At 70.7% G+C, this 22,644-nt stretch carries 19 protein-coding genes and 1 riboswitch; of the genes, 8 read left to right on the top strand and 11 right to left on the bottom strand.

Features of this window, described 5'->3' with window-relative positions:
• Positions 1-150 precede the first annotated feature (150 nt).
• The 5 genes from glyA to ABD256_RS40580 all read right to left on the bottom strand — a co-directional run bounded on the left by glyA (position 151) and on the right by ABD256_RS40580 (position 7,395).
• The gene (gene glyA, locus ABD256_RS40600; protein WP_344431118.1) at positions 151-1,434 is read right to left on the bottom strand and encodes a serine hydroxymethyltransferase; all 1,284 of its coding nucleotides are present in this window, start codon (positions 1,432-1,434) and stop codon (positions 151-153) included.
• A 3-nt stretch (positions 1,435-1,437) separates the two neighbouring features.
• Positions 1,438-1,815 carry a glycine cleavage system protein GcvH gene (gene gcvH, locus ABD256_RS40595; RefSeq protein ID WP_344431117.1) on the bottom strand — a complete coding sequence of 126 codons (378 nt, stop codon included), beginning with the start codon at positions 1,813-1,815 and terminating at the stop codon, positions 1,438-1,440.
• 32 nt (positions 1,816-1,847) lie between these two features.
• Entirely contained in the window at positions 1,848-2,963 is a 1,116-nt protein-coding gene (gene gcvT / locus ABD256_RS40590) for a glycine cleavage system aminomethyltransferase GcvT (RefSeq protein ID WP_344431115.1), read from the bottom strand.
• A 17-nt stretch (positions 2,964-2,980) separates the two neighbouring features.
• Entirely contained in the window at positions 2,981-5,815 is a 2,835-nt protein-coding gene (gene gcvP / locus ABD256_RS40585; RefSeq protein ID WP_344431114.1) for an aminomethyl-transferring glycine dehydrogenase, read from the bottom strand.
• A gap of 150 nt (positions 5,816-5,965) precedes the next feature.
• Positions 5,966-6,063, bottom strand: a riboswitch (glycine riboswitch).
• Positions 6,064-6,141: 78 nt separating this feature from the next.
• Positions 6,142-7,395, bottom strand: a complete 1,254-nt coding sequence (locus ABD256_RS40580) for an alpha/beta fold hydrolase (protein WP_344431112.1) — start codon at positions 7,393-7,395, stop codon at positions 6,142-6,144.
• A gap of 95 nt (positions 7,396-7,490) precedes the next feature.
• Here ABD256_RS40580 and ABD256_RS40575 point away from each other — a divergent pair, with 95 nt between their 5' ends.
• Entirely contained in the window at positions 7,491-8,693 is a 1,203-nt protein-coding gene (locus ABD256_RS40575; protein ID WP_344431110.1) for a S8 family peptidase, read from the top strand.
• A gap of 362 nt (positions 8,694-9,055) precedes the next feature.
• On the opposite strand, the gene ABD256_RS40570 is transcribed toward ABD256_RS40575, so the two are convergent.
• The 4 genes from ABD256_RS40570 to ABD256_RS40555 are packed head-to-tail and all read right to left on the bottom strand — an operon-like array spanning position 9,056 to position 13,253.
• Positions 9,056-9,820 carry a 3-oxoacyl-ACP reductase gene (locus ABD256_RS40570; protein ID WP_344431108.1) on the bottom strand — a complete coding sequence of 255 codons (765 nt, stop codon included), beginning with the start codon at positions 9,818-9,820 and terminating at the stop codon, positions 9,056-9,058.
• 1 nt (position 9,821) lies between these two features.
• Entirely contained in the window at positions 9,822-11,180 is a 1,359-nt protein-coding gene (locus tag ABD256_RS40565; RefSeq protein WP_425546604.1) for an aldehyde dehydrogenase family protein, read from the bottom strand.
• 2 nt (positions 11,181-11,182) lie between these two features.
• The gene (locus ABD256_RS40560; protein ID WP_344431104.1) at positions 11,183-11,908 is read right to left on the bottom strand and encodes a gamma-glutamyl-gamma-aminobutyrate hydrolase family protein; all 726 of its coding nucleotides are present in this window, start codon (positions 11,906-11,908) and stop codon (positions 11,183-11,185) included.
• A complete protein-coding gene (locus ABD256_RS40555) occupies positions 11,889-13,253 on the bottom strand; it encodes a glutamine synthetase family protein (RefSeq protein ID WP_344431102.1) in 1,365 nt (454 codons plus the stop codon). The genes ABD256_RS40560 and ABD256_RS40555 overlap by 20 nt, the downstream gene beginning before the upstream one ends.
• 107 nt (positions 13,254-13,360) lie before the next feature.
• Between ABD256_RS40555 and ABD256_RS40550 the strand changes: the two genes are divergently transcribed.
• On the top strand, positions 13,361-14,182 hold the full coding sequence (locus tag ABD256_RS40550) for an amidohydrolase family protein (RefSeq protein WP_344431100.1): 822 nt from the start codon (positions 13,361-13,363) through the stop codon (positions 14,180-14,182).
• Positions 14,183-14,283: 101 nt separating this feature from the next.
• Positions 14,284-15,840 (top strand): hypothetical protein, encoded by a 1,557-nt coding sequence (locus ABD256_RS40545; protein ID WP_344431098.1) that lies wholly within the window; start codon positions 14,284-14,286, stop codon positions 15,838-15,840.
• Between the two features lie 7 nt (positions 15,841-15,847).
• Here the strand turns inward: ABD256_RS40545 and ABD256_RS40540 are convergent, their stop codons facing one another.
• Positions 15,848-16,849 (bottom strand): Gfo/Idh/MocA family protein, encoded by a 1,002-nt coding sequence (locus ABD256_RS40540; RefSeq protein ID WP_344431096.1) that lies wholly within the window; start codon positions 16,847-16,849, stop codon positions 15,848-15,850.
• Entirely contained in the window at positions 16,846-17,862 is a 1,017-nt protein-coding gene (locus tag ABD256_RS40535; protein ID WP_344431094.1) for a LacI family DNA-binding transcriptional regulator, read from the bottom strand. Before ABD256_RS40535 ends, ABD256_RS40540 begins: the two co-directional genes overlap by 4 nt.
• Positions 17,863-18,006: 144 nt before the next feature.
• Here ABD256_RS40535 and ABD256_RS40530 point away from each other — a divergent pair, with 144 nt between their 5' ends.
• The 5 genes from ABD256_RS40530 to iolC are packed head-to-tail and all read left to right on the top strand — an operon-like array spanning position 18,007 to position 22,644.
• Entirely contained in the window at positions 18,007-18,897 is an 891-nt protein-coding gene (locus tag ABD256_RS40530; protein ID WP_344431092.1) for a sugar phosphate isomerase/epimerase family protein, read from the top strand.
• A gap of 33 nt (positions 18,898-18,930) precedes the next feature.
• The gene (locus tag ABD256_RS40525) at positions 18,931-19,920 is read left to right on the top strand and encodes a sugar ABC transporter substrate-binding protein (protein WP_344431090.1); all 990 of its coding nucleotides are present in this window, start codon (positions 18,931-18,933) and stop codon (positions 19,918-19,920) included.
• On the top strand, positions 19,917-20,945 hold the full coding sequence (locus ABD256_RS40520; RefSeq protein WP_344431089.1) for an ABC transporter permease: 1,029 nt from the start codon (positions 19,917-19,919) through the stop codon (positions 20,943-20,945). Before ABD256_RS40525 ends, ABD256_RS40520 begins: the two co-directional genes overlap by 4 nt.
• Positions 20,942-21,715 (top strand): ATP-binding cassette domain-containing protein, encoded by a 774-nt coding sequence (locus ABD256_RS40515; RefSeq protein WP_344431087.1) that lies wholly within the window; start codon positions 20,942-20,944, stop codon positions 21,713-21,715. Before ABD256_RS40520 ends, ABD256_RS40515 begins: the two co-directional genes overlap by 4 nt.
• Positions 21,712-22,644 (top strand): 5-dehydro-2-deoxygluconokinase, encoded by a 933-nt coding sequence (gene iolC / locus ABD256_RS40510; protein ID WP_344431085.1) that lies wholly within the window; start codon positions 21,712-21,714, stop codon positions 22,642-22,644. Before ABD256_RS40515 ends, iolC begins: the two co-directional genes overlap by 4 nt.

The raw sequence follows: 22,644 nt of genomic DNA, 5'->3' as shown, positions 1-22,644 counted from the left end.
ACTCCGGACCCATCTTCGCCCGCGTCCGAATCCACGACGGCTTCTTCTCGATCGGCGTCTCACTGTTACGAACCTCGAGCCGCAACAACTTCCGACCCTCGGGAGCCGCTCTGTTCGATGCCGCCTCAGCGGGAGGGCGTGCTTCGGCGGTCATCGCTGGAGCCCCGGGTAGAGCGGGTGCTTCTTGGCGAGCAGTTCGACTCGGGCGGCCAGTGCTACCTTTGCCGCGTCGCTGAAGTCACTGGAATCGGGGCAAAGTGCTTTCGCGATGATGTCGGCGACCTCGGTGAAGTCCTCTTCGCCGAAGCCGCGGGTGGCCAGCGCGGGCGTGCCGATGCGCAGCCCGGAGGTGACCATCGGCGGCCGCGGGTCGAACGGCACCGCGTTGCGGTTGACCGTGATGCCGACCGAGTGCAGCCGGTCCTCCGCCTGCTGGCCGTCCAAAGTGGAGTTGACCAGATCGACGAGCACCAGGTGCACGTCGGTGCCGCCGGTGAGCACGCGAACGCCAGCGTCGGCGCAGTCCTGCTTGGACAGTCGCTCGGCGAGGATCTTGGACCCGGCGAGCACGCGCTGCTGGCGCTCGCGGAACTCCTCGCTCGCGGCGACCTTCAGCGCGACCGCCTTCGCCGCGATCACGTGCTCCAGCGGACCGCCCTGCTGGCCGGGGAAGACCGCGGAGTTGATCTTCTTGGCGAGTTCGGCGCGCGAGAGGATGATGCCGCCGCGCGGGCCGCCGAGGGTCTTGTGCGTGGTGGTGGTGACGATGTCGGCGTGCGGCACCGGGCTCGGGTGCAGCCCGGCCGCGACGAGCCCGGCGAAGTGCGCCATGTCCACCATCAGCTTCGCGTCGACGGAGTCGGCGATGCGGCGGAACTCGGCGAAGTCGAGCTGGCGCGGGTAGGCGGACCAGCCCGCGATGATCAGCTTCGGCTTGTGCTCGGTGGCGAGCCGCTCGATCTCGGCGAGGTCGACGATCCCGGTTTCCTTGTCGACGTGGTAGGCGACCACGTTGTACAGCTTGCCGGAGAAGTTGATCTTCATCCCGTGCGTGAGGTGGCCACCGTGCGCGAGGTCGAGGCCGAGGATGGTGTCGCCGGGCTTGAGCACGGCGACCATCGCGGCCGCGTTCGCCTGCGCGCCGGAATGCGGCTGCACGTTCGCGTGCTCGGCGCCGAACAGCGCCTTCGCACGGTCGATCGCGAGCTGCTCGATGACGTCGACGTGCTCGCAGCCGCCGTAGTAGCGGCGGCCGGGGTAGCCCTCCGCGTACTTGTTGGTCAGCACCGAGCCCTGCGCTTCGAGCACGCTGACCGGCGCGAAGTTCTCCGAGGCGATCATTTCCAAAGTGGACTGCTGGCGGTGCAGCTCCGCCGAGACCGCCTGCGCGACCTCGGGGTCCACAGCGGACAGTGTGGATTCGAACGAGCTCATGGCTCAGGCCTCCTGGGTGAGCGCGGTGTAGGCGGCGGCGTCCAGCAGCTCCGGCAGCTCGGTGGCCCGCACGGTGAACAGCCAGCCGCTGTCGTACGGGTCGTCGTTGATCACCTCGGGGTTCTCGGTCGCGGCCTCGTTCACCGAGACGACCTCACCGGTCACCGGGGCGAACAGTTCGCTGACCGATTTCGTCGACTCGATCTCGCCGCAGCTCTCGCCGGCGGTGATCGTGGCACCTGTCTCGGGAAGCTGCACGAACACGATGTCGCCGAGCGATTCGGCGGCGAAGGCGGTGATGCCGACCGTGACGGTGTCGTCCTCGGTCCTGCGGATCCACTCGTGCTCGGCGGTGTACTGCAGGTCCTGGGGGTAGCTCATGAACGTACCTCTCGGGGAAAGAGCGAGTGGGGTCAGGAACGCTTGTAGAACGGCAATGCGACGACTTCGACGGGTTCGACCTTGCCGCGGACGTCCACCGAAAGCGCGGTGCCGGGTTCGCTGTGCGCGCGGTCCACATAGGCCATCGCGATCGGGTAGCCCAGCGTCGGCGACAGCGCGCCGCTGGTGACTTCGCCGATGGCGGTGCCGTCGGCCGGGCCGGTCTCGGGCACCTCGGCGAGCAGCCGGTACCCGTGCCGGGGCGCACGGCGCCCGGTGCCGCGCAGGCCGACGAGCACGCGCGCGGGTTCGATGTCGGTGCGCCCGGACAACGCGACCCTGCCCACGAAGTCACCGGGCTTTTCGAACTTCACGACGCGGCCGAAACCGGCGTCGAACGGGGTGAGCGCGGTGGATAACTCGTTGCCGTACAACGGCATTCCGGCTTCGAGGCGCAGCGTGTCGCGGCAGGCGAGCCCGGCGGGGAGCAGCCCGTGCGGTTCACCGGCCTCGGTCAGCACCTGCCAGACCCCCGGCGCCTCGGCCGCTGGCACGTACAGCTCGAACCCGTCTTCGCCGGTGTACCCGGTGCGGGCGAGGAGGATCTCGACACCGGACACCGCGGACGGCACGCTCGCGTAGTACTTCAGCTCGTCGAGCTTCGCGCCGGTGACCTCGGCGACGATCTCGGCGGATTTCGGGCCCTGCACGGCGATCAGCGCGACCTCGTCCGACCGGTTCGTCACCGTGGCGTCGAACCCGGCGACGCGTTCGGAAAGTGCCGCGTCGACCACCGCGGCGTTGCCCGCGTTGGCCACCACGAGGAACTTCTCGTCCGCGAGCCGGTAGACCACGAGATCGTCCAGCACGCCGCCGTCGGCGTCGCAGATCATCGTGTAGCGCGCCCTGCCGACCTTGACGCCGGAGAGGTTGCCGACGAACGAGTAGTCGAGCATGGCCGCGGCCTGCGGCCCGGTCACTTCGATCTCGGCCATGTGGGACAGGTCGAACAGGCCGGCGGTCCCGCGCACCGCGCGGTGCTCGGCGAGCTCGCTGGAGTACCGCACCGGCATCTTCCAGCCCGCGAAGTCGGTGAACAGCGCGCCGAGTCCACTGTGGACGTCGTTGAGGGGGGACAGCTTCGTCATCGGGGTTTCCGCTCCGGTCAGTTCTCGTAGGCGTTCAGCGGCGGGCAGGAGCAGACCAGGTTCCGGTCACCGTGCGCGCCGTCGATCCGCCGGACCGGTGGCCAGTACTTCGCCTTCGGCGACACCCCGGCGGGGTAGACCGCGAGCGCCCGGTCGTAGGGCAGGTCCCAGTCGCCCGCGATGGCCTGCGCGGTGTGCGGGGCGTTGCGCAGCGGGCTCTTCGCCAGTTCCCACTCCCCCGCGGCGACGGCGTCGATCTCGTGCCGGATCGCGATCATCGCGTCGCAGAACCGGTCGATCTCGGTCACGTCCTCGCTCTCGGTCGGCTCGACCATCAGCGTGCCGGCCACCGGGAAGGACATCGTCGGGGCGTGGAACCCGTAGTCGATGAGGCGCTTGGCCACGTCGTCGACGGTGACGCCGGTTTCCTTGGTGAGCGCGCGCAGATCGAGGATGCACTCGTGCGCGACGAGCCCGCCGCGGCCGGTGTAGAGCACCGGGTAGTGCGGGCCGAGGCGCGAGGCGACGTAGTTCGCGGCGAGCACCGCGACCTTCGTGGCGTCGGTCAGGCCGCGCGCGCCCATCATCCGCACGTAGGCCCACGAGATCGGCAGGATCGACGCCGACCCGTACGGAGCACCGGAAATCGGCCCGACCCCGGTTTCCGGCCCGGCACTCCCGAGCATCGGGTGGTTCGGCAGGTACGGCGCGAGGTGCGCGCGCACCGCGACCGGGCCGACACCGGGACCGCCGCCACCGTGCGGGATGCAGAACGTCTTGTGCAGGTTCAGATGCGACACGTCGCCGCCGAACTCGCCCGGCTTCGCCAGGCCAAGCAACGCGTTCAGATTCGCACCGTCCACATAGACCTGTCCGCCGGCCTCGTGCACGATCCGCGAGATCTCGCTGATGTCGTTCTCGTAGACACCGTGCGTGGACGGGTAGGTGACCATGATCGCGGCGAGGGTGTCGCGGTGGGAGTCCACTTTGGCCTTGAGGTCGTCGAGGTCGACGTCCCCGGCACCGGTGCAGGCCACCACGACCACGCGCATCCCGGCCAGCACCGCGGACGCGGCGTTCGTCCCGTGCGCCGAGGACGGGATCAGGCACACGTCGCGTTCCGGCCGGCCGTTCGCCTTGTGGTAGGCGCTGATCGCGAGCAGCCCCGCGAACTCGCCCTGGCTGCCCGCGTTGGGCTGCAGCGACACCTTGTCGTAGCCGGTGACCTCGGCGAGCCAGCCGGAAAGCTGGTCGACGAGCTCGCGGTAGCCCGCCGCGTCCTCGGCAGGCGCGAACGGGTGAATCCCGGCGAACTCCGGCCAGCTGATCGGCTCCATCTCGGTGGTCGCGTTCAGCTTCATGGTGCACGAGCCGAGCGGGATCATGCCCCGGTCCAGCGCGTAGTCCTGATCGGACAGTCGCCGGAGGTAGCGCAGCATGGCGGTCTCGGACCGGTGGCGGTGGAAGACCTCGTGGGTCAGGTAGCCGCTTTCGCGCACGATGCTCTCCGGCAGTGCGCTGCCTTCCGCCTTCGCGTGTGCTTCCAGTTCGAACGCCACCAGCACGCGGTGCAGGGTGTCCACTGTGGTCACCTCGTCGCAGGCGACGCGCACGTGGTCGGCGTCGGCGAAGCCGAGGTTGACGCCGAGCCTGCGCGCGTCGGCGACGACCCGCTCCGCCCTGCCGGGCACCCGCGCGAGCACGGTGTCGAAGAACGACTCGTGCACGACCTCGATACCGCCTTCGCGCAGTGCGGCGGCGAGCCCGGTGGCGTGCTCGTGCACGCGGGTCGCGATCGCCTTCAGGCCGTCGGGACCGTGGTAGACGGCGTACATCGCGGCGAGCACCGCGGGCAGCACCTGCGCGGTGCAGATGTTCGAAGTCGCCTTCTCCCGGCGGATGTGCTGCTCGCGGGTCTGCAGCGCGAGGCGGTAGGCGGGCACGCCGTCGGCGTCGACCGAAACCCCGACGAGCCTGCCGGGAAGCGAGCGCTCCAGTCCGGATCGGACGGACAGGTACCCGGCGTGCGGGCCGCCGTAGCCGAGCGGCACGCCGAAGCGCTGCGTGACCCCGGCGGCGATGTCGGCGCCGAACTCGCCCGGCGCGGTGACCACGGTGAGCGCGAGCAGGTCCGCGGCGACCGCGTACAGCGCGCCCGCGGCCTTCGCCACCTCGGAAATCCCCTGGTAGAAGCCGTGCCCGCGCAGCACGCCGGAGGCACCGGGGTACTGCACGACGACGCCGAAGAACTCGTCCGGCAGGCCGGTCAGCAGATCCCTGACCTCGACCTCGATGCCGACGGCCTCGGCACGCGTGCGGACCACCGCGATGGTCTGCGGCAGGCACTCGGCGTCCAGCACGACCTTCGACGACTTCGCCTTCGACGCGCGGCGCATCAGCAGCACCGCCTCGGCGACCGCGGTCGGCTCGTCGAGCAGCGACGCGTTCGCGGTGGTCAGCCCGGTCAGGTCGGCGACCATGGTCTGGAAGTTCAGCAGCGCTTCGAGCCTGCCCTGCGAGATCTCCGGCTGGTACGGCGTGTACGCGGTGTACCAGGCCGGGCTCTCCAGCACGTTGCGGCGGATCACCGACGGGGTCACCGTGTCGGCGTACCCGAGACCGATCATCTGCGTCATCGGGCGGTTACGGGCGGCGAGCGCGCGCAGCTCGGCGATGGCTTCCAGCTCGGACGCGGCCGGGGGCAGATCGAGTTCGCCGTGCGCGCGGATGGCCGTCGGCACCGCCGCGTCGACCAGCGCGTCGAGGCTGCCGTACCCGACCTCGGCCAGCATCTTGGCCTGCTCGGCCTCGGCGGGACCGATGTGCCGGGAAGCAAAGGGAGTACTGCTCATGTTGGGAGCTCCTCGGTCGGTGCGCACACGGGGCGACCCGTCCGCGCTGGGAACTCCCCCTCTGTCATGGCACCTGAGAGTTTCACCCTCGCCGGAGCGGGGGCTTTCACCTTGGGTGAGACGCGCGTGCGCCTGCTTTCCAGAGTGGCCTGGCCTGAAGCGGTAGTTGTACCTGAGAGATTGGTGGGGAGTTTGCTCCTTCGGTGCCCCGTCCGCCAAGGCGGCGGGGGCTCTCCCGCTCCGGCTCGTTCAGCCCGATCTTCAGTTGTCCATCGTGAGTACCGTACGTGCTCGCCGCTGTCCTCGTCCAGCCGAGGCGGCTCACCTCACGCGCGGCCCCGTGCCAGGTCGATGAGCCTGTCCAGCACCCTGCCGCCGTCGGCGCGCATGGCGTTGTGCTCGTACTCGTTCGTCAGCCACGGGCGCAGGCCGCGGACGAGGGAAACGGTCTCCATCGAGTACTCGGCCTCTACGTAGGCGTCCTCGGCGAAGATCGCCGCGGCGGCGGGCACCTCGTTCTCGGCGAGCCGCTCGGCGTCGTACAGCTTCGGCCACTCGTGCTGGGCGAGCAGCTCCGCCGCCTCCCGCCAGGGTGCGAGCGCGCCGTACTCGGTGAACATCCACGGGTAGACGTGCTCGCCGGTGAACCCCTCCGGCGGCAGCTCGGGCAAGGTGCGCTCGGCCGACCAGCGCGTCGCCTGCCCGTCGGCGTAGCTCGACTCGTGGACGACCGCGTACAGCGGGTTGCGGCTGAACGGCTCGGCCGCTTCGACGTCGTGGAGGAACGCGCGCGACCCCTTCGGCAGCTCGACCAGGTAGTGCAGGCGTTCGGCGCCGTCGCTCATGCCGAGGCCGTGCCCGAGCTGGCGGAAGCGGCGCGAGGTCAGTCGATCGCCGCAGGGCAGGCGGACGTCCTCGTTCTCCAGCCACGAGTGGATCTCCAGCACGCGGTCGCGGTCCGCCGGGTAGCGCTCGTAGTAGCGGCGCGTGCGCTCGACGACGCGCTCGTAGGTCTTGCGGTAGATGTCGTCGATGTCACCGCCGACGGGCGGCACGCCCCCGGTGAAGAACGCTTCCCGCAGCCCTTCGGGAGCCAGCGAAAGGTAGCTCAGCACGCAGAACCCGCCGAACGACTGCCCGGTCACGCTCCACTTGTCGCCGCCGAGCGCCTCGCGGACCAGCTCGGCGTCCCGCACGATCGAGTCCGCGCGGAAGTGCTTGAGGTAGTCGGCCTGCTGCTCGGGCGTCTCCCCCACCGGGTCGCCCACCGGCGTCGACCGGCCGGTGCCGCGCTGGTCCAGCATGAGCACCCGGTACTCCTTCAGCGCGCGTTCGAGCCACGCCGGGCCGGACGGGTGCCGTGTCGGGCGCGGCGCCTCGTGACCTGGCCCGCCCTGGAGGTAGACCAGGTAGGGCTTGTCCGTGCCGGCGGTGTCGCCTGGGTCCGCGACCTCGCGCGCGAACACGGTGATCAGCTCACCGCCGGGATCGGCGTGGTCGAGCGGGACCGTGACCTCGTGCTCGGTCAGTGCGAGACCGTGCGTGCGTACCTGGGTGCTGACGATGTTCGTGGCGGGCATGGCTCGATCATGTCAGCGCCGGGCCGCCACGGGCACCCGACTTCCGTCGAGTCCTGGTTATCCGGATTTCATCGGCCGCCCCTACCGTTGCGCGCATGAAGCGAAGGACAGCCCGCAGGGCCCTGTGGATCTCCGGTGCCGCGCTGGCCGTCACCGTGGCCGTGGCCGGTAGCACGCTCGCCGCCGCGGAACCGGCCGAGGGCACGATCGTCAACGCCGATGCGGGCGACGCGCTCGCCGGGCGGTACATCGTCACGCTGAAAAACGGCGCCGACACTGACCGGGTCGCGGCCGCCTACGACGCGAACGTCGAAAAGCGTTACCAGGCAACGATTCACGGCTTCTCCGCGCGGATGGACCCGACACACGCGAAGCGCATGGCCGCCGATCCCGACGTGGCCTCGATCGAGGCCGTGCGCTCGATGCGGATCGACGATCCCGCGCCTTCCAGCACCCCCTCGTCGGTGCCGAGCTGGGGCCTGGACCGCATCAACCAGCGCGATCTCCCGCTCGACGGCGACGCCACGCGGGCGCCCGGCGCCGGCGCGGGCGTCACCGCGTACGTGCTGGACACCGGCGTCCGGCTGACCCACGACGAGTTCGAAGGCCGCGCGGTGTCGGGGTGGGACTTCGTCGACAACGACCCCGACGCGAGCGACGCCTGCGGGCACGGCACCCACGTCGCGGGCACCGTGGCGGGAAAGACCTTCGGCGTGGCACCGAAGGCGAACATCGTCGCGGTGCGCGTGCAGCCCTGCGGCACCACCGTGACCCCGAGCGACTCGGTGCTGGCCGGTGTGGACTGGGTAACGGCCAACGCGAAGCACCCCGCCGTGGTGAACATGAGCCTCGGCTACCCGGGCAGCTCCCCCGCGTTGGAGGACGCCATCCGCCGCTCGATCGCCTCCGGCATCACCTACTCGATCGCCGCGGGCAACTTCTTCGTGCCCGCGTGCTCGTTCACCCCGTCCAACGTCCGCGAGGCGATCGTGGTCGCCAACTCCAACCAGAAGGACGACCGCGCGGCGGAAAGCCAGTGGGGTGACTGCGTCGACCTGTTCGCACCGGGCACCGACATCGTGTCGTCCACCTTCGCCGACGACCACAGCAGCGGCGCGATGAGCGGCACGTCGATGTCGGCGCCGCACGTGGCCGGCGCCGCGGCGGTGTACCTGTCCCGCAACCCCGGCGCTTCACCGGAGGACGTGCGCCGCGCGCTGGTGGACACCGCGACGCGGGACAAGATCGGCTACGCGATGCCCGGCACCCCGAACCTGCTGCTCTACACCGGCCCCTGACGGCTGCTTTTGTCCCGAAGTCCCGGTAGAGGCCAAGGTGAGGCGCACCTTCGGGGAATCTGATGCCGAGAAGGTGCCCTTTCAGGGACGTGCGTGCCGCGGATGCGGCCTTCACGAACATGCCCGGCTCCAGGCCACCTGCCCTCAAAGCGCCCTTGAGGGAATCTGACGCCGCGAAGGGCACCTTCATGGCATCAGCATCACCACGCTCCGCACCACGAAGGGCGAGATCGCGGCGTCAGATTCCCCGAAGGCGACCTTCAGGGCCCCAGCCCGGCGGCTCCACGCTTCCGCCACCCAACCCGCCGAAATCAACGCGCGCATCATCACCCCCGGCCTTCGGGGCATGGGCATCAGGGCGCTTACAGCGGAGTGACGTAGGCGCTGGAAATGCCACCGTCCACGAGGAACTGGGACGCGGTGATGAACGAAGCGTCGTCGCTGGCCAGGAAAGCGACGGCGGCGGCGATCTCCTCCGGCTCGGCGAACCGCCCCACCGGGACGTGCACCAGCCGCCGAGCCGCGCGCTCCGGGTCCTTCGCGAACAGCTCCTTCAACAGCGGCGTGTTCACCGGGCCCGGACAGAGCGCGTTGATCCGGATGTTCTCGCGCGCGAACTCCACACCGAGTTCCCGCGTCATCGCCAGCACGCCGCCTTTCGAAGCGCTGTAAGAGATCTGCGAGGTCGCCGCGCCCATCACGGCCACGAACGACGCGGTGTTCACGATCGAACCCTTGCCCTGGCGCCGCATGTGCGGCAGCGCGTACTTGCAGCACAGGTACACCGAGGTCAGGTTCACCTGCTGCACCCGCTGCCACGCGTCGATCCCGGTCTCCAGGATCGAGCCGTCGTCGGCGGGCGAGATGCCCGCGTTGTTGAACGCGACATCGACGCTGCCGAAGGCGTCGACGGTGCGCTGGAACAACGCCTCGACCTCGGTCTCGTTCGTGACGTCCGTGTGCTCGTAGGCGCCGCCGACCTCGTCGGCCGCCGCCTTGCCCGCGGTGTCGTCGACGTCGGCGATGACGATCTTCGCGCCTTCCTCCGCGAGCCTGCGCGCCGTGGCGAGGCCGATGCCGCTGGCGCCGCCGGTGATCACCGCGACCCGGTTTTCGAAGCGCTGCATGCTATTCCTCCGTGCTGATGAAGACGTTCTTGGTTTCGGTGAAGGCGTCGACGGCGTCCGGGCCGAGTTCGCGGCCGAGCCCGGACTGCTTGAATCCGCCGAACGGGGTCCAGTAGCGGACCGAGGAGTGCGAGTTGACCGACAGGTTGCCCGCTTCGACGCCGCGGGACACGCGCAGCGCGCGCCCGACGTCGCGGGTCCAGATCGACCCGGAAAGCCCGTACTCGGTGTGGTTGGCCTTCGCGATCGCGTCGGCCTCGTCGTCGAAGGGGACGACCGCGACGACCGGGCCGAAGATCTCGTCGGCGGCCAGCGGGTCGGCGAGGTCCGGCGGGGTGACCACGGTCGGCGGGAACCAGAAGCCCGGCCCGTCCGGCGCGCTGCCCCGGAACGCGACCGGCGCGCCGTCCGGCAGGTAGGACGCGACCTTTTCCTTGTGCCGCGCGGAAATCAGCGGTCCCATCTCGGTGCCCTCCGCAGCGGGGTCGCCCACCACGACCCCGGCCACCGCGGGTTCGAGCAGCGCCATGAACCGCTCGTGCGCGCTGCGCTGCACCAGGATCAGCGAGCGGGCGCAGCAGTCCTGCCCCGCGTTGTCGAACACGCCGTAGGGCGCGGTCGCGGCGGCCTTCTCCAGATCGGAGTCGGCGAAGACGATGTTCGCGTTCTTGCCACCGAGTTCCAGCGTCACGCGCTTCACCTGGTCCGCGCAGCCTGCCATGATCCGCCTGCCGACCTCGGTGGACCCGGTGAACACCACCTTCCGCACGCGCGGGTGGGTCACGAACCGCTCCCCCACCACCGATCCCTTGCCCGGCAGCACCTGGAACACGTCTTCGGGGACACCGGCCTCCAGCGCCAGCTCGCCGAGCCGGATCGCGGTGAGCGGGGTCAGCTCGGCGGGCTTGAGCACCACCGTGTTGCCCGCCGCGAGCGCGGGCGCCAAGCCCCAGCCCGCGATCGGCATCGGGAAGTTCCACGGCACGATCACGCCGACCACGCCGAGCGGCTCCTGGAACGTGACGTTCAGCCCGCCCGGCACGGGGATCTGCTTGCCGTTGAGCCGTTCCGGCGCGGCCGAGTAGTAATTGAGCACATCACGGACGTTGCCCGCCTCCCAGCGCGCGTTGCCGATCGTGTGCCCGGAGTTGGCCACTTCGAGGCGCGCCAGGTTCTCCAGATCGGCGTCCACCGCGTCGGCGAACCGCCGCAGCAGGCGCGCCCTGTCCCCGGGTGCCATCGCGCGCCACGCGGGGAAGACCGCGTGCGCTCTCGCGATCGCCGCGTCGGTCTCCTCGGCGGAGGTCCCCTCGACCCCGGTCACCACCTCTTCGGTGGCCGGGTTGATGACGTCGACCATGCTCAAGCGCCTTTCTCTCGCCGCTCCTTCGCCGCGGCCACGAGCGCGGCGAAGAGGCGGACGTCGTCGATGTCCTGTTCCGGGTGCCACTGCACCCCGAGCGCGAAGCCGGGGCCGGGCAGTTCGACCGCCTCGACCGTGCCGTCCTCCGCCCAGCCCACCGCGCGCAGGCCGTCGCCGAGCGCGGCGACGGCCTGGTGGTGGTAGCAGCGCCCCTCGGTCTCCCCGCCGAGGATCGACGCCGCGAGGCTGCCCTCGGCGAGGGTGATCGTGGTGGTGCCGAACGTCGCGCGCGCGGGTTGGTGCGCGAGATCTCCCGTGGCGTCCGGCAAGTGCTGTGTCAGTGTCCCGCCGAGCGCGACGTTGAGCACCTCCATGCCGCGGCAGACGCCGAGCACCGGCAGGCCGGTGGCCAGCGCGCGGTCGAGCAGCCCGAACTCGAAGGCGTCCCGGTCCGGCCTGGTGTAGGTGGTCTCGTGCGGAACCTGGCCGTACCTCGCCGGTTCCACGTCCGCGCCGCCGACCAGCACCAGACCGTCCACAACGGACAGCAGCCGGTCGTGGGCGCCCGAAACCGGCGGCAGCAGCACGGGAATCCCGCCCGCGCGCACCACGCCGTCGAGGTAGACCCGGTGCAGCAGCGCGGCTTCGGTCTCCCACACCGCGAACGAGCTTGGTTCGAGGTAGGTGGTCAGGCCGATGACCGGTTCAGAGCCGTTCGAAGCCACGGATCCGCTCCCAATCGGTGACGGCGGCGTCGAAGGCGGCCAGCTCGACCCGCGCCGCGTTGAGGTAGTGGGCCACCACGTCCTCGCCGAAGGCGGCGCGCGCGAGTTCGCTTCCTTCGAGCAGCGCGGCGGCCTCGCGCAGGGTCGTCGGCACGGTCGGCTTGCCGGACTCGTAGGCGTTGCCGGTCAGCTCCGGCTCCAGCGGCAGCTCGTGCTCGATGCCGTGCAGCCCGGCGGCGATCAGCGCGGCGACCGCGAGGTAGGGGTTCACGTCGCCGCCGGGCACCCGGTTCTCCACCCGCAGCGACGGGCCGTGACCCACCACGCGCAGCGCGCACGTGCGGTTGTCGGTGCCCCAGGCGACCGCGGTCGGCGCGAAGCTGCCCGGCACGAAACGCTTGTAGGAGTTGATGTTCGGCGCCAGGAAGTAGGTGAACTCCCGCAGGCAGGCGAGCTGGCCCGCGATGAAGTGCTCCATCAGCTCCGAGAACCCGCCCGGCCGGTCACCCGCGAGCACGGCCTCGCCGTCGGCGGAGCGCAGGCTGACGTGGATGTGGCAGGAGTTGCCCTCGCGTTCGTCGTACTTCGCCATGAACGTGAGGCTCTTGCCGTCCTGCGCGGCGATCTCCTTCGCGCCGGTCTTGTAGATCCCGTGGTTGTCGCAGGTGGCCAGCGCGTCGGTGTAGCGGAACGCGATCTCCTGCTGCCCGAGGTTGCACTCGCCCTTCGCGGACTCGACGTACATCCCGGCGCCGGTCATCGCGTTGCGGATGCGGCGGAGCAGCGGCTCCACGCGCGCGGTGCCCAGCAGCGAGTAGTCCACGTTGTACTGGTTCGACCCGGTGAGGCCGTGGTAGCCGCGGCGCCACGCGTCCTCGTAGGTGTCGTCGAAGAGGATGAACTCCAGCTCGGTGCCGACGAACGCGGCGAGGCCCCGTTCGGCGAGCCGGTCGAGCTGGCGGCGCAGGATCTGTCTCGGCGACGCGCTCACCTCGCCGCCTTCGACCCATTCGACGTCGCACAGCACCAGCACGGTGCCCTCGTGCCACGGCACGTGCCGCAGGGTGGACAGGTCGGGCCGGAGCACGAAGTCCCCGTAACCGCGCTCCCACGACGACATCGCGAAACCGTCGACGGTGTTCATGTCGACGTCGACCGCGAGCAGGTAGTTGCACGCCTCGGTGGCGTGCGGCACGACCTCGTTGAGGAAGTACTCGGCCGCGCACCGCTTGCCCTGGAGCCTGCCCTGCATGTCCGTCATGGCGACGAGGACGGTGTCGACCGCGCCCGCCGCGACGAGTTCGCGCAGCCGGTCGAGGGTGAGCATGCCGGTGTTGCCTGCCATCGCGGAACCTTCCCTGGGCTTACCCGAAGTCTTAAGGATCAAAGCAGATCCATTGAAGGCGGGTCAACCGGAAGCCGAACCGGCGGGATCGGGCTATCGTCACCGGGGTGACCTCCGGCGACGCGGTCGACGTCTGGATGCAACAGCCCACCGAGCGCTTCCTCGCGCAGCCGTGGCTGGAAAGCCTGCTGCGCTGGACCTCGATGACCCGCGCGGTGCCGAGGGTAGAGGACACCCTCGCCGCGATGGACGAAGCGGGAGTCGGTGTCGGGCTGCTGTCGGCGTGGCACGGCCCCCAGGGCTCGCTGATCTCGAACGAGGAGGTCGCCGCGCTCGTCGAGCGGTACCCCGGCCGGTTCGCCGGGGTGGTCGCCGTCGATCTCGCCGACCCGGTGGCCGCGGTCAAGGAGATCCGCTGGTACGTCCGCGAGCTGGGGTTCGTCGCGGTCAGGGTGGTGCCGTGGCTGTGGAACCTGCCGCCGAACGACCGCCGCTACTACCCGCTCTACGTCGCGTGCGTCGAGGAGGACGTGCCGTTCTGCACCCAGATCGGGCACACCGGGCCGCTGTGCCCGTCCGAGCCCGGCCGCCCCATCCCCTACCTCGACGAGGTCCTGCTCGACTTCCCCGAACTGGTCGTGGTCGGCGGCCACGTCGGCTACCCGTGGATGGCGGAAGTCCTTTCGCTGGCGAGGAAGTACCCGAACTTCCACATCGACACCTCGGCGTACGCGGTGCACCGGCTGCCGCCCGAACTGGTCGAGTTCATGCGCGGCCGCGGGCGGTCCCGGGTGCTGTTCGGCAGCAACTACCCGATGGTGACGCCGGGCCGGTGCCTCGACCGCCTCCCCGAACTCGGGCTCGACGTCGAGGCGACCGAACTGTTCCTCGGCGGCAACGCACGGCGGGTCTTCGACCTCCGCGCCTGATCTTCCGGTGGGCGCGGCAACGCGCACGTTCACCGACGGGCTATTCCCTCCCCTGCCCGCACGTGCTTTTCTGGACGTTCCACGTGCGAGGGGAGCACGCGATGACCACACTGGGCTTCGGCCTGCTGATCGGTGCCCTGTGGGCGCTGGTCGTGTGCTGCCGCCGCCAGGTGACGCGCATGGCACCGGAACGGCCGCGGGACAACCCCGGGCTGCGCTATCACCTGTGCGCCTACGGCGTGCTCTACCTGATCCCGATCACCACCGCGGCTTCCCTCTACTGGCTGCTGTCGGTGTACCTCGAACTGTTCGGCGGCAGCGCGGACATCGGCTGGCTGACCGGCCTGCAGCACTTCTTCGAGGCCGTCTCGAAGTTCTTCTCGGACAACCTCAAGCTGAGCGAGTTCGCCGTGTTCGCCGTGCTCATCGGCGTGTACCTGCTGACCTGCCTGCTGCTGGCACGGCGGCGCGGCACGCCGTCGGCAGGGCGCGGGTGGCGGTTCCGGGTGTCCTCGGCGCTGGGCCGCGGCACCGAGTGGTACAGCCGGTACAGCGGTCCCGCCGCGGCCGGGCTGGCCACCCTCGCGGCGTTCACCCTGTTCGGCATGCAGGCGGGCGCCCCGACCACGAACCTGCACCTGCGGCTCAAGGTCGCCCAGGACGGGTACGCCGAGGTCACCAGGGCGGTGGAAGCGGACCTCTCGCACCGCGTCGCGACCAATCTCTACGGCAAGGTCTACGCCGCGTTCCCCAAGCCGTACCAGGACGCGCTGGACAAGCAGGGGAGCCTCGGCGGAACGGTCGACAGCGTCCGGGAACGGGCCGCCACCGCGAAATCCGTGCACGGCGTCAGCGAGCCGTCGGTCGAGAAGACGGTGGCGGAGGAGACCGCGAAAACCCAGCGCACCAGCAACCTCGCCACCGACCTGCGGGTCGGCACCACCGGGCGCGCGGACACGCCGGAAGCGACGCAGGAGCAGCTCGACGCCGCCAGGGAGGCGCTGTCCAGGCAGCAGCAGCCGGGGATCGATCTGGTCGCCGACAGCAGGAAGAAGGTCACGCTGCAGGTGGAAAAGGTGGCCGGGGAACGGATACTGGCCGTCACGAAACCGCTGACCGAGGCCGTCCCGATCATGGAACCGCTGCTGCAGGCGTTCGCCGAAGCGGCCGACAAGACCCTCCAGGACAAGGTGGCCAGGGCCTACGACCGCCTGCTCGCGATCGTGCTCAAGAACCCCGCCGACCTCGGCGCGGCCGCGGACCGGGAAGCCAGGTCGATCGTCGACGGGACCGATGTGGGCAAGCCCGTCGCCGATGCCACGCCGCACGCGACGCGAACGGCGGACGCGCTGGTGGCGACCTTGTCCACTTTGGACGCCAACCGCGCGCTCGTCGAGACGAGGGTCGCCGAGAAGGTGGCCGCGACCCCGCGGCCGGAAATGAAACTGCCGAGCCTGCGGGAACTGCCGCTCCGGTTGCCGAACCTCGGCCCCGAGACCTACCGGCTGCCGCCGGGCTCCCTGTACCGCTACGGCCTCGGCGGGTACCGCGGCTACACACCGCCGGACACCTACCGGATCCCGCCGCGGATCCTGGAACGACCGCGGTACGTGCCGAAGCCCCGCGTCGTCGTGCCGCGGATCTTCATCCCGCGGTGACCGCCCGTCAGCCCCGGACCTCGGCGATCGTCACCGGACGGCGTTCGCGACGGGACACCTCGCAGGCTTCGGCTACGTAGAACGCTTCCAGCGCGTCCTCGACACCGCACGGGCTCGGTTCGCGGCCCGCGACGACCGACACGAAGGTTTCCAGCTCGCGCACGTAAGCCGGGCGGAACCGTTCCATGAAGCCGGGATAGGCGGGTCCGGGCAACGGCGGCACGCCGGGCTCCACCGAGCGCAGCGGCAACCGGTCGTCGACGCCGACGGCCACGCTGTCGCGCATCCCGAGCACCTCCAGCCGGACGTCGTAGCCCGCGGCGTTGTACCGGGTGGACGAAACCAGCGCGAGCGTGCCGTCGTCGAGGGTGAGGACCGCGGCCCCGGTGTCGACGTCGCCGGCCTCGGCGAAGAACGCGGCGCCCCGGTTCGCGCCGGCCGCGTACACCTCGGCCACCTCGTGGCCGGTGACCCAGCGGATGGCGTCGAAGTCGTGCACACCGCAGTCGCGGAAGAGCCCGCCCGAGCGCGGGACGTACTCGGCAGGTGGCGGCGCGGGGTCCAAAGTGGTCGCGCGCAGGGTGTGCACCCAGCCCAGCTCACCGGACCGGACCGCGGCGCGCGCGGCCGCGTACCCCGCGTCGAACCGGCGCTGGAACCCGATCTGCACCGGCACTCCCGCCGCGCCGGTCCGCGCGAGCACGGCGAGCGTGCCGGGGATGTCCGCCGCCACCGGCTTTTCGCAGAACACCGGCAACCCGGCTTCGACGGCGCCGATGATCAGCTCGGGGTGCGCGTCCGTCGCGGCCGCGATCACCACACCGTCCAAATCGGACTCGAAGAGCGCGTCGATGGTGTCGGCGCTTTCGACCCCGAGCTTCGACGCGACAGTGTGCGCGCGGGCCGCGTCGGCGTCGGCGAGTACGAGCGATGACACTTCGCCTTGCTGCCGCAGTATTTCCGCGTGCGTGGTGCCGATCCGGCCGGTACCGGCCAGTCCCAGCCTCATGTCTCCTCCGCCTGTTCGGGATCGGGTGCGGCGGTGGTCGACCGGACCACCAGTGACGGGTGCAACTGGTGCCGCACCGGTTCGGCGCGCTCGCCGCGCACCCGCTCCAGCAGCGCTTCGACGGCCAGCCTGCCCATTTCGCTGCGCGGCTGGTCGACGGTGGTCAGGGAAACGTGGCGCAGCGCGGCGAGCGAGGTGTTGTCGTACCCGACGACGGACACGTCACCGGGGACCCGCAGACCGGCGTCCTCGAACGCGGAGATCGCGCCGACCGCGTTGAAGTCGTTGCCCGCCAGCACGGCGGTCGGCACCGGGCCGTTCGTGCCGAGCAGCTCCCGCACCGCCTTCTCCCCCGCGGTGTCGGTGTGCTCGCTGCGCACGACCAGCGGTTCGAGCCCGTGCCGCCGGATGCCCCGCAGGTACCCCCTGCGGCGCGCGGCCGCCGTCGCCGCGCCGCCGCCGTCGAGGTGCGCGATGCACCGGTGCCCGAGCGAGACGAGGTGGTCGACGGCCAGTGCCGCGCCTGCCTCGCCGTCGTCGTTCACGGTGTCCACTGTGGAGGCACGGGAAGTGCGGGAGACGAGCACCACCGGGCACTGCCTCGACGCCTCTTCGATCGCCGACGCGGGGATCACCGGTGACAGCAGGACCACCCCGGCCGGCCGGAAGGACAACAGGCTCCGCAGCGCACGGCGCTCCCGTGACGGGCTGCGGCCGCCGGTGTTGAGGACGAGGTCGAACCCGGCCGCCTGCGCCGCCGCGTCGAGCCCCTCGACCACTTCGGCGAAGAACGCGTTGCGCAGGTCGGACACCATCACGCCGAGTACCGTCGACGTGCGACTGGCGAGCGAGCGCGCCATCACGTGCGGCTCGTAGCCCAGTTCCGCCGCCGCCGCGCGCACCGCCGCCCGCCGGTGGTCGCTCACCTTCGGCGAGTTCCGCATCACCAGCGACACCAGCGCGCGGGAGACGCCCGCGCGAGCGGCCACGTCTTCCATGGTCGGACGCGCCAAGACTGCCTCCCCTGCCGTCGGCCGGCACCGAATCCGTCCTTGACTTGATGTGACGCAGGATACAAGATTAGAGCGCTCTAATCAATACGTGCACAGGTGCGCCGAACCATGCCGCCATCCCCGTCCACGCTGGAGATGTCACCGATGCCATCACGCCGTATCCGCGTCGCGGCCGCCCCGATCTCGTGGGGCGTCTGCGAAGTACCAGGCTGGGGCCGGGTGCTCGACGCGTCGACCGTGCTCGCCGAAATGGCCGAGCTGGGGATCACCGCGACCGAGCTGGGCCCGCCGGGCTACCTCCCCCGCGATCCGGCCGAGCTGCGGGAACTCCTCGGCCACCACGGACTTTCCCTGGTCGGGGGTTTTCTCGCGGTTCCACTGCACCAGGATCCGGATACCGCTGTCGCCGCCGCGGAAGACTCGGCGGCGCTCTTCGCCGCGTGCGGTGCCGACGTCCTCGTGCTCGCCGCCGCGACCGGATCGGCCGGTTACGACGAACGGCCACCGCTGACCGCCGCCCCATGGGAAACCCTCGTCGCCACCGCGGCGCGCGTGCGTGACGCCGCCGAAGGCCACGGCCTGCGCACGGTGCTGCACCCGCACGTCGGCACGCACGTCGAGACCGAAGCCGAGGTCGAACGGTTCCTCGCGGATTCGGAGCTGCCGCTGTGCCTCGACACCGGGCACCTGCTGATCGGCGGCACCGATCCGGTCGAACTGGCCAAGCGGCACCCCGCGCGCATCGGGCACCTGCACCTCAAGGACGTGCGCGGCGCGCTCGCCGACGACGTGCGCGCCGGGAAGCTGCCCTACGCCGAAGCGGTGCGGCAAGGGCTCTACCCGCCACTCGGGGAAGGCGACGTCGACGTGGCGGCGATGGTGCGGTTCGTGCACGAGGCCGGTTACGACGGCTGGTACGTCCTCGAACAGGACACCGCGCTCGGCGAGGACAGCCCGACCGGGCTGCCGAGGAGGGACACCGCGCGGAGCCTCGCGCACCTCGAAGGCATCGTCGACAGCTTGCCAAGCCACTGAAAGAACAGCGAGGAGAGACAGCGAGGAGAGACGATGACGTCTTGTCGCTTCAGCAGGGTCGCGGCGCTCGGCGCGCTCGCGGCGGTGGCGCTGACCGCCTGCACGGGGCCCGCGGCCGAGGAGAAGACCGCCGCGCCGACGGCGAACGCGCCGTTGTCCAGCGGCCCGCTCGAAATCGCGGTGATCTCGCACGGCACGCCGGGCGACGCATTCTGGAACGTGGTCAAGAACGGCGCCGAGGCGGCGGGCAAGGAACTCGGCGTGCGGGTCGAGTACAACGCCGACGGCGATCCCGGCAACCAGGCCAAGCTGATCGACAACGCGGTCGCGCAGCGGGTCGGCGGGCTGGTGGTGTCGATGGCGAACCCGGAGGCGCTGAAGCCCTCGGTCGAAGCCGCGGTGCACGCGGGCATCCCGGTGATCACCATCAACTCCGGCGAGGAGCACAGCGCCGAGTACGGCGCGCTCACGCACGTCGGGCAGAGCGAGACCATCGCGGGCGAGGACGCCGGGAAGCGGTTCAAGCAGCTCGGGAAGGCGAAGCTGCTGTGCGTGATCCACGAAGCGGGCAACGTCGGCCAGGCCCAGCGGTGTGACGGCGCGAAGGCCGGGTTCGGCGGCGCGGTGCAGAACCTGCAGGTCGACATCAGCAACCCGGCCGACGCCGAGTCGCGGATCAGGGGCGCGGTGCGGTCCAACCCGTCGATCGACGCGGTGCTGACACTGAACTCGCAGGTCGCCGCGCGGGCGGTGAGCGCTGCGAAGTCAGCGGGCTCGAAGGCCCAGATCGGCACGTTCGACCTGAACTCCGACGTGGTCGCCGCGATCCGCTCCGGTGACGTGGTGTTCGCGGTCGACCAGCAGCAGTACGAGCAGGGGTACCTGCCGGTGCTGTTCCTCAAGCTGTACCGCGGCAACGCGAACGTCGTCGGCGGCGGGAAACCGGTGCTCACCGGGCCCGACCTGGTCGACAGATCCACTGTGGACAAGATCGGCGAGTATGTGCGAAGGGGCACGCGATGATGACGGCCGACGAACGGGTGTCCAGCCCCCGGCTGCTCGACCGGCTCGTGCTACGTCCCGAGATCGGCGCGCTGATCGGCGCGGTCGTGGTGTTCGCGTTCTTCACCGTCGTCGCCGATCAGTTCCTCTCCGGCGAAGGCGTGGCGACCTGGCTCGACGACGCGTCCACGCTGGGCATCATGGCGGTCGCCGTGTCGCTGCTGATGATCGGCGGCGAGTTCGACCTGTCGGCTGGCGTGATGACCGCCTCCACCTCGCTGGTCACCGCGATACTGGCGACGCGGGCCGGGCTGAACGTGTGGCTCGCGCTGCTGGTGTCGCTGGTGTTCGCGCTCGCGGTCGGAGCCTTCAACGGCTGGCTGGTGATCCGCACCGGGTTGCCGAGCTTCATCGTCACGCTCGGCACGTTCCTCGCCCTGCAGGGCCTGAACCTCGGCGTCACGAAGCTCGTCACCGGCACGGTCGCGGTGTCCGGGATGCGCGGCACCGACGGGTACGCCTCCGCCGGGTTCGTCTTCGCCTCCACTGTGGACATCGGCGGCGTCGCGTTCCAGATCTCCATCCTGTGGTGGATCGGGGTGGCCGCGGCCGCGGCGTGGCTGCTGGTGCGCACGCGCTTCGGGAACTGGGTCTTCGCGGTCGGCGGCTCGGCGCAGAGCTCGCGCGCGGCCGGCGTGCCGGTGGCGCGGACGAAGATCCTGCTGTTCATGGGCACCGCACTGGCGGGCTGGCTGGTCGGCTCGATCAACATCCTGCGGTTCGCCACCGTGCAGGCGAACCAGGGCATCGGGCTGGAGTTCCAGTACATCATCGCCGCGGTGATCGGCGGGTGCCTGCTCACCGGCGGCTTCGGCTCCGCGGTCGGCGCCGCGATCGGCGCGCTGATCTTCGGCATGGCACGGCAGGGCATCGTGTTCGCGCGCTGGGACAACGACTGGTTCATGCTGTTCCTCGGCGTGATGCTGCTGGCCGCGGTGCTGGTCAACAACGCCTTCCGGCGACGGGCGGAAAGGGTGCGGCGATGAGCGCGCTGATCGAAGTAACTGACATCGGGAAGACCTACGGCAGCGTGCTCGCGCTTCGCGACGTGTCCACTGTGGTCAACGCGGGCGAGGTCACCTGCGTGCTCGGCGACAACGGCGCCGGGAAGTCCACCTTGATCAAGATCCTCGCCGGGGTGCACCAGCACGACCACGGCGAGTTCAAAGTGGACGGTGAGCCGGTCCGGTTCGCCTCTCCCCGCGAGGCGCTCGACCGGGGGATCGCCACGGTGTACCAGGACCTCGCCGTGGTGCCGCTGATGAGCGTGTGGCGCAACTTCTTCCTCGGCTCCGAGCCGACCAAGGGGATCGGGCCGTTCCGCATGCTCGACCGCGTGCAGGGCCGTGAGACCACCAAGACCGCGCTCGCCGGGATGGGGATCGACCTGCGCGACGTGGAGCAGCCCGTCGGCACGCTGTCCGGCGGTGAACGCCAGTGCGTGGCGATCGCGCGTGCCGTCCACTTCGGCGCGAAGGTGCTCATCCTCGACGAGCCGACCGCCGCGCTCGGCGTCAAGCAGGCGGGCGTGGTGCTGCGGTACGTGGCACAGGCGCGCGACCGCGGGCTCGGCGTCGTGCTGATCACGCACAACCCGCACCACGCCTACCCGGTGGCCGACCGGTTCCTGCTGCTCAAGCGCGGCAGGGCGTTGGGCTCCCACGAGAAGTCCGAAATAGACATCGCGGAGCTGACCAGGCAGATGGCGGGTGGCGCCGAACTGGAAGCGCTCGAACACGAGTTAAGGCAATCATGACGGGGCTCGAAGCGCTCACCGTCGGCAGGGTCGGCGTCGACCTCTACCCCGAGCAGAGCGGGGTCCCGCTCGCCGGGGTCAGCACCTTCGCCAAGTCGCTCGGCGGCACCGCGACCAACGTCGCGGTCGCCGCCGCCCGGCTCGGCCGCCGCACCGGCGTGCTCACGAAGGTCGGCCCCGACGGCTTCGGCGACTACGTGCGGCAGGCGCTGTCCGGGTTCGGGGTGTCACCCGAGCACGTCGGCACCGCGGCGGACCTGCGAACCCCGGTGGTGTTCTGCGCGCTCGACCCGCCGGCGGACCCGCCGCTGCTGTTCTACCGCTCCCCCATCGCCCCCGATCTCACGCTCACCGGCGAGGACGTGCCGTGGGACGTGGTGGACGCGGTGCCGCTGCTGTGGGTCACCGGCACCGGCGTCTCGGCGGAACCGGCGCGCGCGACCCAGCGCGAAATCCTGCTGCGGCGCGGGCGCCGCGCGCACACCGTGCTCGACCTCGACTACCGGCCGATGTTCTGGCCGGACGTGGCGGCGGCGCGCACCGAGATCGGCTGGATGCTCGACCACGTGACGGTGGCCGTCGGCAACCGCACCGAGGCCGAGGTGGCGGTCGGCACGAGCGATCCCGGCGAGGCCGCGCGCCGCATGCTCGGCCGCGGCGTCCGGCTCGCGATCATCAAGCAGGGCGCGGACGGCGTGCTCGTCGCGACCCCGGAACGGAGCTGGACGGTGAAACCGCGGCCGGTGGAAGTGGTGTGCGGGCTCGGCGCCGGTGACGGGTTCGGCGGCGCGCTGGTGCACGGCCTGCTGTCGGGCTGGGATCCGCCCCGCATCGCGCGCTACGCCAACGCCGCCGGTGCGCTCGTCGCGTCGAGGCTCGCCTGCGCCGACGCGATGCCGACGACCGAGGAGATCGAGGAGCTGCTGTGA

Origin of the sequence: Amycolatopsis minnesotensis, assembly GCF_039529815.1 — a bacterium.
Taxonomy (GTDB): domain Bacteria; phylum Actinomycetota; class Actinomycetes; order Mycobacteriales; family Pseudonocardiaceae; genus Amycolatopsis; species Amycolatopsis minnesotensis.
This window is presented reverse-complemented; position numbering and strand designations above follow the sequence as displayed.

Coding starts and splice junctions, on each gene's coding strand:
- ABD256_RS40580 (WP_344431112.1), bottom strand. CDS start 7,395: ATGCCCGCCACGAACATCGTCAGCACCCAGGTACGCACGCACGGTCTC.
- glyA (WP_344431118.1), bottom strand. CDS start 1,434: ATGAGCTCGTTCGAATCCACACTGTCCGCTGTGGACCCCGAGGTCGCG.
- ABD256_RS40515 (WP_344431087.1), top strand. CDS start 20,942: ATGAGCGCGCTGATCGAAGTAACTGACATCGGGAAGACCTACGGCAGC.
- gcvT (WP_344431115.1), bottom strand. CDS start 2,963: ATGACGAAGCTGTCCCCCCTCAACGACGTCCACAGTGGACTCGGCGCG.
- ABD256_RS40555 (WP_344431102.1), bottom strand. CDS start 13,253: ATGGCAGGCAACACCGGCATGCTCACCCTCGACCGGCTGCGCGAACTC.
- gcvH (WP_344431117.1), bottom strand. CDS start 1,815: ATGAGCTACCCCCAGGACCTGCAGTACACCGCCGAGCACGAGTGGATC.
- ABD256_RS40530 (WP_344431092.1), top strand. CDS start 18,007: ATGCCATCACGCCGTATCCGCGTCGCGGCCGCCCCGATCTCGTGGGGC.
- ABD256_RS40570 (WP_344431108.1), bottom strand. CDS start 9,820: ATGCAGCGCTTCGAAAACCGGGTCGCGGTGATCACCGGCGGCGCCAGC.
- ABD256_RS40575 (WP_344431110.1), top strand. CDS start 7,491: ATGAAGCGAAGGACAGCCCGCAGGGCCCTGTGGATCTCCGGTGCCGCG.
- ABD256_RS40525 (WP_344431090.1), top strand. CDS start 18,931: ATGACGTCTTGTCGCTTCAGCAGGGTCGCGGCGCTCGGCGCGCTCGCG.
- gcvP (WP_344431114.1), bottom strand. CDS start 5,815: ATGAGCAGTACTCCCTTTGCTTCCCGGCACATCGGTCCCGCCGAGGCC.
- ABD256_RS40565 (WP_425546604.1), bottom strand. CDS start 11,180: ATGGTCGACGTCATCAACCCGGCCACCGAAGAGGTGGTGACCGGGGTC.
- ABD256_RS40520 (WP_344431089.1), top strand. CDS start 19,917: ATGATGACGGCCGACGAACGGGTGTCCAGCCCCCGGCTGCTCGACCGG.
- ABD256_RS40545 (WP_344431098.1), top strand. CDS start 14,284: ATGACCACACTGGGCTTCGGCCTGCTGATCGGTGCCCTGTGGGCGCTG.
- iolC (WP_344431085.1), top strand. CDS start 21,712: ATGACGGGGCTCGAAGCGCTCACCGTCGGCAGGGTCGGCGTCGACCTC.
- ABD256_RS40540 (WP_344431096.1), bottom strand. CDS start 16,849: ATGAGGCTGGGACTGGCCGGTACCGGCCGGATCGGCACCACGCACGCG.